At 62.5% G+C, this 14437-nt stretch carries 13 protein-coding genes and 1 tRNA gene; 13 read left to right on the plus strand and 1 reads right to left on the minus strand.

Annotation, left to right across the window (positions count from 1 at the left end; translation table 11 throughout):
* The first annotated feature begins 11 nt into the window (after window positions 1-11).
* The 10 genes from ET524_RS06210 (at window position 12) to ET524_RS06255 (ending at window position 8692) form a co-directional block, all read left to right on the plus strand.
* Window positions 12-356, plus strand: a complete 345-nt coding sequence (locus ET524_RS06210; RefSeq protein WP_129424154.1) for a YbaB/EbfC family nucleoid-associated protein — start codon at window positions 12-14, stop codon at window positions 354-356.
* Between the two features lie 10 nt (window positions 357-366).
* Window positions 367-963 carry a recombination mediator RecR gene (gene recR, locus ET524_RS06215; protein ID WP_129424156.1) on the plus strand — a complete coding sequence of 199 codons (597 nt, stop codon included), beginning with the start codon at window positions 367-369 and terminating at the stop codon, window positions 961-963.
* Between the two features lie 338 nt (window positions 964-1301).
* Complete coding sequence (gene mobB, locus ET524_RS06220; RefSeq protein ID WP_129424158.1) at window positions 1302-2642, plus strand: molybdopterin-guanine dinucleotide biosynthesis protein B; 1341 nt, start codon at window positions 1302-1304, stop codon at window positions 2640-2642.
* Between the two features lie 72 nt (window positions 2643-2714).
* Entirely contained in the window at window positions 2715-3890 is a 1176-nt protein-coding gene (locus tag ET524_RS06225) for a 4Fe-4S binding protein (RefSeq protein WP_129424160.1), read from the plus strand.
* Between the two features lie 86 nt (window positions 3891-3976).
* Window positions 3977-4053: transfer RNA gene (locus tag ET524_RS06230), tRNA-Pro, on the plus strand.
* A gap of 196 nt (window positions 4054-4249) precedes the next feature.
* Complete coding sequence (gene tatA, locus ET524_RS11535) at window positions 4250-4495, plus strand: twin-arginine translocase TatA/TatE family subunit (protein WP_161566616.1); 246 nt, start codon at window positions 4250-4252, stop codon at window positions 4493-4495.
* Window positions 4496-4582: 87 nt separating this feature from the next.
* Window positions 4583-5050 carry a transcription elongation factor GreA gene (gene greA / locus ET524_RS06240; protein WP_129424164.1) on the plus strand — a complete coding sequence of 156 codons (468 nt, stop codon included), beginning with the start codon at window positions 4583-4585 and terminating at the stop codon, window positions 5048-5050.
* A gap of 239 nt (window positions 5051-5289) precedes the next feature.
* Window positions 5290-7221, plus strand: a complete 1932-nt coding sequence (gene lysS, locus ET524_RS06245; RefSeq protein WP_129424166.1) for a lysine--tRNA ligase — start codon at window positions 5290-5292, stop codon at window positions 7219-7221.
* 149 nt (window positions 7222-7370) lie between these two features.
* Complete coding sequence (locus ET524_RS06250; protein ID WP_129424168.1) at window positions 7371-7856, plus strand: helix-turn-helix domain-containing protein; 486 nt, start codon at window positions 7371-7373, stop codon at window positions 7854-7856.
* Window positions 7856-8692 carry an IS3 family transposase gene (locus ET524_RS06255; RefSeq protein WP_161566617.1) on the plus strand — a complete coding sequence of 279 codons (837 nt, stop codon included), beginning with the start codon at window positions 7856-7858 and terminating at the stop codon, window positions 8690-8692. The genes ET524_RS06250 and ET524_RS06255 overlap by 1 nt, the downstream gene beginning before the upstream one ends.
* 156 nt (window positions 8693-8848) lie before the next feature.
* On the opposite strand, the gene ET524_RS06260 is transcribed toward ET524_RS06255, so the two are convergent.
* On the minus strand, window positions 8849-10003 hold the full coding sequence (locus ET524_RS06260; protein WP_129424172.1) for an AI-2E family transporter: 1155 nt from the start codon (window positions 10001-10003) through the stop codon (window positions 8849-8851).
* 323 nt (window positions 10004-10326) lie between these two features.
* Between ET524_RS06260 and ET524_RS06265 the strand changes: the two genes are divergently transcribed.
* The 3 genes from ET524_RS06265 (at window position 10327) to ispF (ending at window position 14381) form a co-directional block, all read left to right on the plus strand.
* Window positions 10327-12900, plus strand: a complete 2574-nt coding sequence (locus ET524_RS06265) for an ATP-dependent Clp protease ATP-binding subunit (protein ID WP_129424174.1) — start codon at window positions 10327-10329, stop codon at window positions 12898-12900.
* 138 nt (window positions 12901-13038) lie between these two features.
* Window positions 13039-13884 carry a 2-C-methyl-D-erythritol 4-phosphate cytidylyltransferase gene (gene ispD, locus ET524_RS06270; RefSeq protein ID WP_129424176.1) on the plus strand — a complete coding sequence of 282 codons (846 nt, stop codon included), beginning with the start codon at window positions 13039-13041 and terminating at the stop codon, window positions 13882-13884.
* Complete coding sequence (gene ispF, locus ET524_RS06275; RefSeq protein ID WP_129424178.1) at window positions 13884-14381, plus strand: 2-C-methyl-D-erythritol 2,4-cyclodiphosphate synthase; 498 nt, start codon at window positions 13884-13886, stop codon at window positions 14379-14381. The genes ispD and ispF overlap by 1 nt, the downstream gene beginning before the upstream one ends.
* Window positions 14382-14437: the final 56 nt, after the last annotated feature.

The following is a 14437-nucleotide window of genomic DNA, read 5'->3' on the forward strand; positions in this document are numbered from 1 at the left end:
TAGGATAGAACATGGGACGTAAAGGCGGATTCCCCGGCGGCGGCATGGGCAACATGAACGCCATGATGAAGCAGGCGCAGAAGATGCAGATGGAGCTTGCGCGCGCTCAAGAGGAGATCCAGGACATGACGTTCGAGGCTTCTGCTGGCGGCGGCATGGTCAAAGCGGTTGCCAAGGGCGACAACACCCTGGTCAGCCTTACCATCGACCCCGAGGCCGTTGACCCCGAGGACGTCGAGATGCTGCAGGACATGATCGCCGCAGCTGTCAACGAGGCGCTGCGCGGCGTGGCCGACCTGTCCAGCCAGCGCATCAACGCCGCAACGGGCGGCATGAACATCCCTGGCTTGATGTAGGAAGCGCACCGTGCAATCGGCACCTGCCATCCAAAAACTGCTCGACGAGCTGGAGCGTCTTCCCGGCGTGGGCCCGAAATCGGCGCAGCGCATGGCGTATTGGATCTTGAACACCGATCGAGCCACGGCGCTGCGCTTGGCCGAGGCCATCGTGGAAGTGAAGGACACGGTGCATTTCTGCAGCCGTTGCTTCAACTACGCCGAAGAGGACGAGTGCGAGATTTGCCGTTCCACCAGCCGTAATCGACAGCTTCTGTGCGTGGTCAGCGAACCGCGCGACATCCCACCCATCGAGCGCACGGCCGTATACCAGGGCCTGTACCACGTGCTTGGCGGCGCGCTGTCGCCTATGGACGGCATCGGCCCGGACAACCTGCACATCGCCGAACTGATGGCGCGCCTTGCCACCGAGGATATCGAAGAGGTGGTGTTGGCTACGAACCCGAACGTGGAGGGCGAAACCACCGCCGCGTACTTGGCGCGCCTTATCAAGCCGCTTGGCATCAAGGTGACGCGCCTGGCAAGCGGCCTGCCTGTCGGCGGCGATTTGGAGTTCGCCGACGAGGTAACCCTTGGTCGCGCGCTTGAAGCGCGCCGCCAGCTGTAGGGAAGCAAAACGCGCAAAACGAAAGCGCCCGCAAACGTTTGGTTTGCGGGCGCTTTGCATGCAGAAAGGCAAAAAGAAAGGGATTCCGCCCCCTCCAAAAAACGGAATCCCTTCTTTTTACGAAGCCGTAGCTTCCGAAAAAAGCGACTTTTATTCTAGCATTTGCTTCACGAAATATCAACATTTTCTTTCGGTCAAAGGCGATGAGTTGGGAAAAGCGTTCGTGAGGGCCGAAGCGCCGTACGAAAATGGGCACGTGAACAAGACAATCTGCCGCCGGCCTTTTCTTGCCGGTGGGCGGTGCGTGCTATACTTTCGCACACGAAAGGACGGAACGAATGATTGATTTTCCCAGCCCCGCCGTGTCCATCGTCGGGCGTCATAATTCAGGAAAAACAACCCTTATCGAAAAACTCATCGCCGAGCTGGTGGGGCGCGGGTTCGATGTGGGCAGAGTGAAGCACCACAGCCACGTCGGCTTCGACATCGACATCCCGGGTAAAGACTCGTGGCGTCACCGCCGCGCCGGCGCTAGCGAAACCGTCATCGCGGCCCCGGGGCAGATGGCGCGCATCAAAACCACCGAGGGCGAGCTTGAATGCGCCGATATCGTGGCCAGCATGCCCGGGCACGACGTGGTCATCGTCGAGGGGTACCGCAAAAGCGGCCTGCCCACCATCGAGATCATGCGCGCGGGCAACGCCGCCGACGCGCGCACGGCCGAGGTGTTCGCCGAAGGCGCGCGCAAGGGCTGGGCGCTGGGCACCGATTTCACGCAGTTCGGCCGCAACGCCATTCCTCACGTGGACGACGCGGACGCGCCTGAGCCTGCTGAGGCGCCGAAGCTCACGGCGTCCGAGGAGGCCGAGTTCGCCTGCCAATACCCGAACCGCACCGACATCTCCAACAAGATGCCCACGGCCTCTACGGTTGCCGTGGTCACGGATATCCCGCAGGCCGCCCAGGCGGCGGACGTGTACGGCATCCCCGCCTTCGACATTGACGACGTGTCGGCGCTGGCCGATTTCGTGGAGCAGGCGTTCGCGCGCCCGCGCGTGTCGCTGGTCATCCAAGCGGGCGGCGAAAGCCGGCGCATGGGGCGCAGCAAGGCTACGGTGCCGTTTTGCGGCCGCCCGTTAATCTGCCGCATGGTCGAGCGCCTCTCGCCGGTGGCCGACGAGCTTATCATCACCACGAACGAGCCGGAAAACCTGGCGTTTTTACACACGCAGTACCCGAACCTGCACATTCAGCTGGTGTGCGACGCCGTGGAGGAACGCGGCGCGCTGCCGGGGCTGTACACGGCGCTGCGCGCGGCGCGCAACCCCTATGTGGCCGTGGTGGCCTGCGACATGGTGTTCGCCAGCCCGGCTTTGGTGGTGGCCGAGGCGCTTGAGATGACGAAGTCGCGCGCGGACGTGGTGGTGCCCGTGAACAAGCACGGGTTCGAGCCGTTCCACGCGGTGTACCGCCGCATGGGGTGCCTGCCGGCAGTGCGCGCGGCGCTCGACCGGGGCGACAAGCGCGCGCAGATCTTCTTCGACCAGGTCAACGTGTGCGAGTTCCCGCAGGAAAAGGTGCTGGCCGCCGAGCCTATGGGCGGCTGCTTCATCAACGCGAACACGCCGGCCGAGCTTGCGGCGCTTGAGCGCATCGTGCAGGATCGGACCGAAGGCTAAAAGGCGGCCCGGCGCCGCATCGGGGCGCTAGGCCGCGCAGGCATCAGGAAACGAAAGCTTCGGGGGGAGCATATGCCGAACATCGCCGATATCATCGAAGTGGCCGAAGAGCTTGAAGACAAGCCCGTGCTAGCGATGCCGCGTCGTTGCGTGGTGGTGCGCAACCGCAATGCGTCGTGCCGCAAGTGCATGGACGCCTGCCTGGCAGACGCCATATCCATCCACAACAACGTCATGGCCGTGGACTACAAGCGCTGCGTGGGCTGCGGCGCGTGCACCACGGTGTGTCCCACCGAGGCGCTCGTGTCCATCAGCCCCATGGACGAGCAGCTTGCCCAGGCCGCCGCAAGCTCGCTTGAGCAGCTTGGCGGCACGCGCGCCGTCATCGCGTGCGCGCGCATCGCGTCGAAGGGGCTGGCCGACCCGCACAAATACGCCGAGGTATCGTGCATGGCGCGCGTGGACGAGTCGGTGCTGGTAGAACTTGCCGCGGCGGGCGCTGACGACGTGGTGCTGGTGGACGGCGTGTGCAAAACGTGCAAGTACCGCGCAACCAGCGCCGGCGTGGACGAAACGGTGGCCTCGGCGAACAGCCTGCTTGAGATGCAGGGTGCGCCGGCCGTGGTGCGCCGCGTGTCGGAGTTCCCCGAAGGCATGGCCCTTGCCAACCCCAACAGCCTGCTGGGCGAATCGCGCCGCGGGTTCTTCACGTCGGGGGCGTCGTGGACGGCCAACGCCGCCGGTAAAACGGCTGACATGGTCATTCGCAAGAACCTTGGCATGGGCAAGAAGCAGCAAACGTTGCGCGAGCAGCTTGGCGCGGGGGATTCCGGCACGCTGCCGCAGTTCGAGGAACGCCGCCGCACGCAGGTGCTCGACGCGCTCGATCGCCTGGGGCAGCCCGTGCAACCCGACATTAAGACGCGCCTGTTCGGCAACGTCAGCATCGACATCTCGAAGTGCAACACGTGCGGCATGTGCGCGGTGTTCTGCCCCACCGGGGCGCTGAAGAAAAGCGACATCAAGCCCAGTCCGAACGCCGACGGCACGCCCGACGGTGGCAGCTTCCTTGAGTTTTCGTGCGCCGAATGCGTGCAGTGCGGCCTGTGCGTCGACGCGTGCATGAAGAAGTGCATCACGGTAAGCCCCGTGGTATCCACGGCCGAACTGTTCGATTTCGAGCCGCGTTTCATATATTTGCCGAAACCACAAGCGCGACCAGGCATTTTGTCGGGAATTCGCCGCTAGGGAAGCGTGGGAGAAAAATTTCTCAAAAATGTTCTCCCGTTTTCGAATCCATTGTGGTAACATATCCGTCGCTGCGAAAGCGGCATCGGGATGTGGCTCAGCTTGGTAGAGCGCTGCGTTCGGGACGCAGAGGCCGCAGGTTCAAATCCTGTCATCCCGACCATTTACATGGTCAGGCTCGGTGTTCGCACCGAGCCTTTTTCATGTCAGGCGGTCGATGGGCCTGGGAAAAGGGCGGCGTTCGGCTTCAAATGTGCTTTTCATCGAAGGCGCATCATTTAACACGCCCGTGTGTTAAAGTGTCCGGCGTTGATTTATCTGGCCTGTTCATGGGGCCTGGGCGAGTACTTGGAGGACACATGAAATTTCTGGGTATGGGTGTACCGGAGCTTCTGATCATCCTCGTGGTGATCCTGCTTATCTTCGGCCCGAAGAACCTGCCAAAGCTCGGCAGCGCTCTGGGCAAGACCGTCAAGAACCTGCGTGAGGGCATGGCCGACAACAAGAAGGACGACGAAGAAGTCGAAGAGCTTGAGGAAGACGACGAGGAAGCCGAGAAGCCGGCTCCGAAGAAGACCACTGCTGCTCGCAAGAAGAGCGAATAGCTCGCAGCTTTGCAGGTTGTAATGCGGTATGCGCATAAGGGCTGCGGCTCGGCGCATACCGCTTTTTCGTATAGATAGGTGGAAAACATGGCTGACAACTACATTCTGACGCCCGAAGGCAAGCAGCAGCTTGAAGAAGAGCTGCATTACCTGGAAACCGAGAAGCGCGCCGAGGTGGGCGAGCGCATCAAGGTTGCCCGCGAATTCGGCGACATTTCCGAGAACTCCGAGTACGACGACGCGAAAAACGAGCAGGGCATGATGGAGGCTCGCATCGCCGAGATCACCCGCATCCTGGGCGAGGCCACCGTCGTGGCAACCCCGAAGCGCTCGAACTCCGTGCACATCGGCTCTACCGTCACGGTTGACATGGGCGGTCGCGAGCGCGTGTTCACCATCGTGGGCGCTGCCGAGGCTGACAGCCATGCCGGCAAGATCTCCAACGAGTCCCCGGTCGGCGCGGCCCTGCTTGCGCACAAGAAGGGCGACGAGATCGAGACCACCGGCCCGACCGGTCGCGTCATCAAGATGAAGATCCTCTCTATCGAGCATTAAGGTTTCGCCGGCCTGCCGGCCGGCGAATTTACTCGACGCTGCGGCCGGCTGTGGCACCCCATCTTGCCCTTCAATTTCACAGGCATGGCCCGAAGGCCAATGCCCGTTCATTTCAGGGCAATCTGGGGTACCACAGCCGCCCTCGCTGACTCTTCCATATCCCCGGGTAGATTTTTCCCTGAATCTCCTGTTGAGGAAGGGTCTTACATGTCCCTGGTTTGTTTAGAAGGGCTTTCTGTATGAGCAATTCTCCTGAAGTTATTGAAGACGACCCCATTGAGGTGCGCAAGGCCAAGCGTCAGGCGCTGCTTGATGCGGGCGAGAACCCGTACGGCCATGCGTTTGACTACAGCCATCACCTGGCTGAACTTGAGCAGCTGTACGCCCATCTTGAAGATGGCGCCTCCACCGAGGACGCCGTCAAGGTTGCCGGCCGCATCATGTCCAAGCGCGTGCAGGGCAAGATCGCGTTTTTGGGCCTGCGCGACGCCACGGGCGACATGCAGCTGTTCTGCCGCATCAACGAGCTGGGCGAAGACGTGTTCGCGCGCTTGAAAGACCTTGATGTGGGCGACTGGATCGGCGTAGAGGGCACCATGATGCGCACGAAGCGCGGTCAGCTGTCCGTTGCCGTTACCGCTTTCGAGCTTTTGAGCAAGTCCATCCGTCCTTTGCCCGAGAAGTTCCACGGCCTGGCCGACAAGGAAACGCGCTATCGTCAGCGCTATGTCGACCTGGTTATGAACCCCGAAGTCAAGCAGGTGTTCGAGAAGCGTTTCAAGATTGTGGCCGCCATCCGCCGCTACATGGAGGACCAGGGCTTCTACGAGGTGGAAACGCCGTTTCTGCACCCCATCTTGGGCGGCGCGAACGCCAAGCCGTTCGTCACGCACTTCAATGCGCTTGACCGCGACTACTTCCTGCGCATCGCTACCGAGCTGCCGCTGAAGCGTCTGCTGGTCGGCGGGTTCGAGAAGGTGTTCGAGATCGGCCGTCAGTTCCGCAACGAGGGCATGGACCCGTACCACAACCCCGAGTTCACCACCATGGAGGCCTACCAGGCGTTTTCCGACCTCAACGGCATGATGGACCTTACGCAAGGCTTCATCCAGGCTGCCGCGCAGTCCGCGTGCGGCACGCTGCAGGTCAGCTACCAGGGCGTTGACATCGACCTGTCCGGCGATTGGCCGCGCGAGACCATGTGCGGTCTGGCCAGCCGCTATGCCGGCGAAGAGGTGTCGTTCGACCGCACGCGCGAAGAGCTGGTTGCCATTCTGGAGAAAAACGGCGGCCACGCCGAGGACGCTTGGGGTAAGGGCAAGCTCATCTCCGAGATCTTCGAGGCCGTGGCCGAGGAGAAGCTGGTGCAGCCCACGTTCGTGACCGAGCATCCGCTTGAGATCAGCCCGCTGGCCAAGAAGATGCCGAACAACCCCGAGCTCACCGAGCGCTTCGAGCTGTTCATCTGCGGCCATGAGTACGCCAACGCGTTCAACGAGCTGAACGACCCGGTTGATCAGGCCGAGCGCTTCCGCGCGCAGGTGGAGGCCAAGGACATGGGCGACGACGAGGCCATGGGCTACGATGCCGACTACATCCGCGCGCTGGAGTACGGCATGCCGCCGGCAGGTGGCGTGGGCATCGGCATCGACCGTTTGACCATGCTGCTTACCGACAGCCCCACCATCCGCGACGTGCTGCTGTTCCCGCACATGCGCGACGAGGCGCCGGCGGGCGGCTCGAAGCCCGCGGCGAAGCCGGCGCCCGAACCGGCCGAGGAAGCGCCCGAGGCCATCGATTTCTCGAAGGTGGTCATCGAGCCGCTGTTTGAGGACGAGGTGGACTTCGACACGTTCAGCAAGTCGGACTTCCGCGCCGTGAAGGTGAAGGACTGCATCGCGGTGCCGAAGAGCAAGAAGCTGCTGCAGTTCACGCTTGACGACGGCACCGGCGAAGATCGCACCATCCTGTCGGGCATCCACGCGTACTACGAGCCCGAGGAGCTGATCGGTCGCACGCTCATCGCCATCACGAACTTGCCGCCGCGCAAGATGATGGGCGTGGCGTCCTGCGGCATGCTGCTGTCGGCCGTGCACGAGGAAGAGGGCGAGGAGCGCCTGAACCTACTCATGGTCTCCAACCGCATCCCCGCCGGCGCGAAGCTGTACTAAGCCTTCTTTTGCATCCTCGTTATATCGGCGGGTTCTTCAGAAGCTCGCCTGAGCTATTGAACTGCGTCCCGTATCTGCAGTGAACCCCTATAGTTGGACAGACAATGTTCTGCTTCTCCTATAGGGGTCTTCTGCGTTAGGGGGTTGATTTGCTGAGCAAGGATTACTCCGCCGAGTTCAAGCAGCGCTTTGCGGACAGATACGCCGACGGCGCGACCATCACCATGCTGCAGCACGAGTTCGGCCTTACGAAGTCAACCGTGAAGCTTTGGAGGGAGAGGATCGACCAAGGTGGCGTCGGGGCCATAGACAGGCCGAAGAAGAACAACCGCTACCCCCAGGAGTTCAAGCTTCGCGTCGTCGAAGCCTATCTCCGTGGCGAGGGCGACTACAGGGCCCTAGCTCTCGAGCATGGCGTGCGCAACAGCGCGCAGATACGAGATTGGGTGAGGCGGTACCGAGAGGGAGGCGAAGACGCCCTCGTCGTCCATCCGTCGGGGCGAAGGAGGAAGGAGCCCGCGGGCGAGGAGACGCTCGAGCAGCGGTGCGCCCGCCTCGAGATGGAGGTGGAGATCTTAAAACGAATGTCCGCCTCGGCGACGGCCCTCTCGGCAGCAGGCGGAAGCACGAGATAGTGAAGTCGCTGAGGCGGGAATATCCGCTCTCCACGCTCCTGGAGCTCATCGGGATGCCGCGTTCCACCTATTACTACCACGAGGCGAACCCTCCCTCAGACAGGCAAGCGGCCGAGCGGCCGGCCATAGTGGAGATATGCGAGAAATCCCATTTCAGATACGGATACCGACGCGTTGCCGACACGTTGCGCAAAGCGACCGGCGTGCGCATCGCCGACAAGACGGTGCTCAAGGTCATGCGCGAGGAGGGGCTGCTGTGCCGGACCCGCAGACGCAGGAAGTACCGCTCCTACATGGGCCAGGTCGGCAAGTCCTCCCCGAACCTGCTGGCCCGCGACTTCGAGGCGGAGGACCCGATGACCAAGCTGGTGACCGACGTCACCGAATTCAAGGTGGGCGGCACGAAGCTCTACCTTTCGCCCGTGGTCGACCTCTACAACGACGAGGTCGTCGCCTACTCGATATCCAGGTCCCCGAACATGAAGATGGTCCTCGAGATGCTGGCGGGCCTCGAGGGCAGGCTCGATGGCGAAGACGCCCCGTTGCTGCATTCGGACATGGGCTGGCAGTACCAGATGCCCGCGTACAGGCTCGCGCTCGAGCGGATGGGGATCGCCCAGTCCATGTCCCGCAAGGGAAACTGCCTCGACAACGCGAAGGCCGAGAACTTCTTCTCGATGGTCAAGACCGAGCTTTACTACGATTGGGAGGGAGACGACCCCGACATCTTCGAGAGGGATTTGGAGAAGTACATCGACTGGTACAACAACGTGCGCATCAAGAGACGCCTGGGCGGAAGCAGCCCGGTCGAGTACAGGCTCGGCCGGGCCGCTTGATTCACTTCTTTTGCCGTTCAGGAAACGGGGTCCTTTGCATATCTTGGACGGTCTAGATAACGGCTAGACGACAAGGGGCTGGTTCCGGAACTTATCCGGAACCAGCCCCTTCGGTTTGATCTGACGCATACGGGAATCGTTCCGTTGCGGATGGCGTTATGCCGTTATTGCGGGTTGGATTGCCGTGTCGCTTTCCTCCCCGCTATCTTGTTCGGCATCTTCTTGCGCGAAATGCTCCATGGCAAGCGTTCGAAGCGTGGAGATGACGGGCACGCCCAGAAGCACGCCTAGAAGGCCGAACAACGACCCGCCGGCGATCACGGCCACGAACACCCAGATGCTCGGCAGGCCCACCGACTGTCCCACCACGTTCGGGTAGATGAGATGTCCCTCGATTTGCTGGAGGATCACCAAGAACACGATGAACTGCAGGGCTTGAACGGGGTCTTGCGACAGGATCATCGCCGCACCCATGATGCCGCCGATCCATGCGCCGGCGAACGGGATGAGCGAGGACACGCCCACGATAAGGCCGATGGAAGCCGCATAGGGGAACTGCAGGATGGTGCCGCCGATGGCGCACAGGGCGCCCAAGATGACCGCCTCGATGCATTGCCCGCGGATGAAGCGCGAGAAGCAGTCGTTGGTGATGCTGCATGCGTGCAGCACGCGGCGGCGCAGGGTCTCGCCGGGAATGAAGCTGGCCGCGCGCATGGCGCCGGCGTGCACGCGGTCCTTATCAAGCAGCAGATACAGCGCGAACACCATGCCCAGCAGGATCGAAAGCGTCAGATGGGCCACCTCGCCGCTGGTCTGCGCCACGATGCGCAGCGCCTGGTCGGTGCCGCCCATGGCGTCCAGGGCCTTTTGCCCGATGGAGTTCCAGGTGGCGTTGTCCAAGATCGGGATGGTCTGCGCACCGGGAAGGTTCGCGATGGCCTGCGACGCCATGGCCGCAGCTTCCGAAACGCCGGTGATGATGGCGGCGCCCACGGATTTGAACTCGCCGCCCACGAACGCGGTCAGCGCCGCAAGCGCCAAGGTGACCGCGGTGATGGCCAGGATGACGCAGATGGGGCGGCGCGTTTTCGCCACCAGCGCGCTGTTCGAGCGCGGAAACCACCGAGACTCGAGCGCCGCCGCTATGAAGTTCAGCAGATATGCCAGCACCGCGCCGATGGCCAGGGGCTCAAGGGCGGACCAGACGGTTGAGAAGATGGAGCATAGGCCGTCGAATCGGGCGACGGCTAGCGCCGCCACGGCAAGGGCGGCAATAAGGATAAGGGCGTAGCGTATGGTGTGCCTGTTCATGCGATCCTGTCGGTTGAGGGGGATGGGCGCGCTGTTGCGCGTTTCGCAACCAGTATAAGCGTGTGCGTCGGTCAAGGCGCCGCGCTTGCGCGCTTGTCGACCATTCGTGAAGAACTGTTTACGAAATCCGGGTGAAAAGGGGCAAAAGGGGTCTAAAAGCACTTCCGGTGTGTGCGGATTGCACGTAGCAAGGGCAACGGGCGTTGTGTGGCTCCGGGCTACCTTATTATGTATACGATACGTAAACGGCTTAGCAGTCCCTTGACGGGAGTGCTAACATAACCAACTGAGACCATAACATTTGCCGCGAGAATCGAGGCTTCATGTCATTCGAGAAGTTCACGGACAAGGCGCGAAAGGTGCTCGTCTTAGCCCAAGACGAAGCCCGCGCCCTCCATCAGCCCTATGTGGGCACCGAGCATATCCTGCTCGGCCTTATCCAGGAAAAGGACGGCCTGGCCGCCCAGGCGCTTGAGCGCCTGAACGTCAGCTACGACGCGGTGGTGCAGGGCATCCGCCAGGTGGTGTCCATCGACGAGGACACCGACGTCACGGGCCACTTGTCGTTCACGCCCCGCGTGAAGCGCGTGCTGGAAAACAGCCTGCGCGAAGCCATGCAGATGGGCCAAAGCTACATCTCCACCGAGCATTTGCTGCTCGGCATCGTGCGTGAGGGCGAGGGCACGGCGCTTGACGTGCTGTCGCGCCTGGGCGTCAAGGGCGACGACATCCGCACTGCGCTCAACGACCTGGTGGGTCAAAGCCCGGTGTACGCGGGCCGCAACCCCTTCGAGGCTGCGGGCAACGTGCCCGACAGCGCGCTGAAGGAATTCGGCACCGATCTTACGCAGAAAGCGCGCGACGGCAAGCTCGACCCGGTCATCGGCCGCGCGGGCGAAATCGAGCGCGTCATGCAAATCCTCTCGCGCCGCCAGAAGAACAACCCGCTGCTCATCGGTGAGCCGGGCGTGGGCAAAACGGCCGTGGCCGAAGGCCTCGCACAGCTCATCGTGTCGAACCAGGTGCCCGACATCCTGCGCGGCAAGCGCCTGTTCACGCTTGACGTGTCGGCGCTGGTAGCCGGCAGCAAGTATCGCGGTGAGTTCGAGGATCGCCTGAAGAAGTGCATCAAAGAAGTGAAGGACGCCGGCGACATCATCCTGTTCATCGACGAGATGCACACGCTCATCGGCGCAGGTTCCGCCGAGGGCTCCATCGACGCCGCCGCCATCTTGAAGCCGCCGCTGTCGCGCGGGGAAATCCAGGTCATCGGCGCCACCACCATCGACGAATACCGCAAACACCTGGAAAAGGACAGCGCCCTTGAGCGCCGTTTCCAGCCCGTCACGGTGGGCGAGCCCAGCGAAGAGCAGGCCATGCGCATCATGGAAGGCCTGCGCGACCGCTATGAGGCGCATCACCAGGTGCACTTCACCGACGAGGCGCTGCAAGCGGCCGTCACGCTGTCCGACCGCTACATCCAGGACCGCTTCCTGCCCGACAAGGCCATCGACGTCATGGACGAGGCCGGCGCACGCATGCGCATCCGCAACATGACGCTGCCCAAGGAGCTGTGCGAAATGGACGACAAGCTGCGTCAGCTGCGTGCAGACAAGGACAGCGCTATCGCCTCGCAGGATTTCGAGCGCGCCGCAAAGCTGCGCGACGAGGAATCCGCCATGAAAGAGCAGCGCGAGCAGGCCGAGAAGAAATGGGAAGAGGACTCCCAGAAGTCGGTGCATCAGGTAACCGTGCAGGATATCGCCGACGTGGTGTCCATGACCACGGGCGTGCCGGTGTCCAACCTCACGGAAGCCGAAACGGACAAGCTTCTGCGCATGGAAGGCGTGCTGCACGAACGCGTCATCGGCCAGGAAGAGGCCGTCACCGCGCTGTCGAAAGCCATTCGCCGCAGCCGCGCCGGCCTGAAAGACCCGAAGCGCCCCGCCGGCAGCTTCATCTTCCTGGGCCCGTCGGGCGTGGGCAAAACCGAGCTGTCCAAGGCGCTTGCCGAATTCCTGTTCAGCAGCGAAGACGCGCTTATCAGCTTCGACATGTCCGAATACATGGAGAAGCACTCCGTCAGCCGTCTGGTGGGTTCGCCTCCGGGCTACGTGGGCTTCGACGAGGGCGGCCAGCTTACGAAGGCCGTGCGCCAGCGCCCGTATTCGGTGGTGCTGTTCGATGAGATCGAGAAGGCGCATCCCGATGTGTTCAACATCCTGCTGCAAATCCTCGAGGAAGGTCGCCTGACCGACTCGCAGGGCCGCACGGTCGACTTCCGCAACACCGTCATCATCATGACGTCGAACGTCGGCGCGCGCGAAATCGCTGCGCCCACCACGCTCGGCTTCAGCTCCGACGGCAAGGCCGGCCTTTCGGACAAGGAAATCAAGTCGCGCGTTATGGGCGAGGTAAAGAAGCTGTTCAGGCCTGAATTCCTCAACCGTATCGACGAGATCATCGTGTTCAAGTCCTTGACGCAGGATCAGATCGTCGAAATCGCGAAGCTCATGGTGGCCGACCTGCGCGAGCGTTTGATCGCCATGAACATGACCATCAACCTTACCGATGCCGCATACAAGCTCATCGCCAAGGAAGGCACCGACGCCACGTACGGTGCCCGTCCGCTGCGCCGTGCTATCCAGCGCTTCCTGGAAGACCCGCTGTCCGAAGAGCTGCTTGAAGGCAAGTGGACGTCGGGCTCGGTCATCGAAGCCGACGTTGCCGATGACGGCGAGAACCTTGCATTCACGGCCGGCACGGGGTCTATCCCCGCGCCGCGCAAACACGACACCATCGCGCGCGATGCCGAGCTTTTGCTCACGAATTTCGATCTGGGGCATGCCGGCGTTTCAACGGGCGGCGGTACCGCTTCGGGTGGCGCTGCAGACTAGCGGCCGCGCCGGCAAGCAGGTTGTGTCGGCTTCGCCCTGCCTGCGATTTGGCGGCGCTGCGCTGTCATAATGCTTTAGAATGAAAGGCGGTCCCTTCGCGGGGCCGCCTCGTTTGTTTTTCGACGGAAAGAGGGAAGCATGCCGAAGACCGTTGACCCGGTGTTCTCGTCGTCGGTGCTTGCCGCGGCCGATTTGGCCACGGCGCTTGACATCGACGCGCTCACGCAATCCATGGCCGGCCTTGAGGGTAAGGTCGACAAGAACCCGAAAACCGCGGCCGTCATCTTGGCGGGCGGTACGGGCGAGCGCTTCGGCAAGGAGGGCGGCAAGCAGCTCGTGGAAATTGCGGGCAAGCCCATTCTCACCTGGTCAGCCGAGGCGTTCGACGCGGTGGGCGACATCGGGCTCATCGTTATCGTCTGTCCGGCTGATCGCAAAGACGAGTATCTCAAGAAGGCTATCGACCCCTTCCCGTTCGTCACGCCCGTGGTGGTGGCGCCCGCTGGCTCCACGCGCCAGGAATCGGCGTTTTCCGGGCTTGAACTGGTGCCGGACGATTACGAGTACGTTGTCATGCACGATGGCGCCCGCCCGCTTATCTCGCCCGAGCTCATTGCGCACACCATCGCCACGCTGCAGGGCAACATCGATGCCGACGGCGCCGTGGTGGCGCATCCGGCCATCGACACGCTGAAGGTCGTGGAAAACGGCGTCATTGTCGGCACGCCTGACCGCAGCGTGTTCTGGAATGCTCAAACGCCGCAGGTGTTCCGCGCCGGCATTTACCGTCGCGCCCACGCCTCGGCGCTGTCCGACGGATTTGTCGGCACCGACGACAGCTCGCTTATCGAGCGTCTTGGCGGTCGCGTGCTGGTGGTAGAAGGCAAACGCGACAACATCAAGCTCACCGTGCCGGAAGACTACCTCATGCTCGTGGCCGCGGTGCGCGAGCGCTACCTTAAGCAGAAAGGCGAGCAGGAATAATGACGCCCGATTTTCGTACCCTGCGCATCGGCCAGGGCTATGACGTGCACAAGCTGGTCGAAGGCCGCAAGCTCATCATCGGTGGCGTGGACATCCCGCATACGCTGGGCTTGCTTGGCCACTCCGATGCCGATGTGCTGGCCCACGCGGTTGCCGACGCCTTGCTCGGCGCCATCCGCGGCGGCGATATCGGTAAGCTGTTCCCCGACACCGACCCCGAATGGGAAGGCGCCGACTCCATGAAGCTTTTGGCCGCCGTTGCCGCGAAAGTGCGCAGCGAAGGCTTCGAGATCATTGACGTCGACAGCGTCATTGCAGCTCAGGCGCCCAAGATGGCGCCGCATCGCCAGCAGATGCGCGCGAACTTGGCGGCGGCCATGGGCATCGCGGTCGAAAACGTCGGCGTGAAGGCCACCACCACGGAGCGCTTGGGCTTCGAGGGCCGCGAAGAGGGTATCTCGGCTACGGCCGTTGCCCTGCTTGCGCGATGTAGCTAGCGCACGCGTCTGCCCGCGCGTTCAACCATAACGTCACGTACCCACCGCCATCAGGC

This window comes from Senegalimassilia faecalis, from assembly GCF_004135645.1.
Lineage (GTDB): Bacteria > Actinomycetota > Coriobacteriia > Coriobacteriales > Eggerthellaceae > Senegalimassilia > Senegalimassilia faecalis.

Coding starts and splice junctions, on each gene's coding strand:
- mobB (WP_129424158.1), top strand. CDS start 1,302: ATGATTGATTTTCCCAGCCCCGCCGTGTCCATCGTCGGGCGTCATAAT.
- tatA (WP_161566616.1), top strand. CDS start 4,250: ATGAAATTTCTGGGTATGGGTGTACCGGAGCTTCTGATCATCCTCGTG.
- lysS (WP_129424166.1), top strand. CDS start 5,290: ATGAGCAATTCTCCTGAAGTTATTGAAGACGACCCCATTGAGGTGCGC.
- ispD (WP_129424176.1), top strand. CDS start 13,039: ATGCCGAAGACCGTTGACCCGGTGTTCTCGTCGTCGGTGCTTGCCGCG.
- ET524_RS06210 (WP_129424154.1), top strand. CDS start 12: ATGGGACGTAAAGGCGGATTCCCCGGCGGCGGCATGGGCAACATGAAC.
- ET524_RS06265 (WP_129424174.1), top strand. CDS start 10,327: ATGTCATTCGAGAAGTTCACGGACAAGGCGCGAAAGGTGCTCGTCTTA.
- ET524_RS06225 (WP_129424160.1), top strand. CDS start 2,715: ATGCCGAACATCGCCGATATCATCGAAGTGGCCGAAGAGCTTGAAGAC.
- ET524_RS06260 (WP_129424172.1), bottom strand. CDS start 10,003: ATGAACAGGCACACCATACGCTACGCCCTTATCCTTATTGCCGCCCTT.
- ispF (WP_129424178.1), top strand. CDS start 13,884: ATGACGCCCGATTTTCGTACCCTGCGCATCGGCCAGGGCTATGACGTG.
- greA (WP_129424164.1), top strand. CDS start 4,583: ATGGCTGACAACTACATTCTGACGCCCGAAGGCAAGCAGCAGCTTGAA.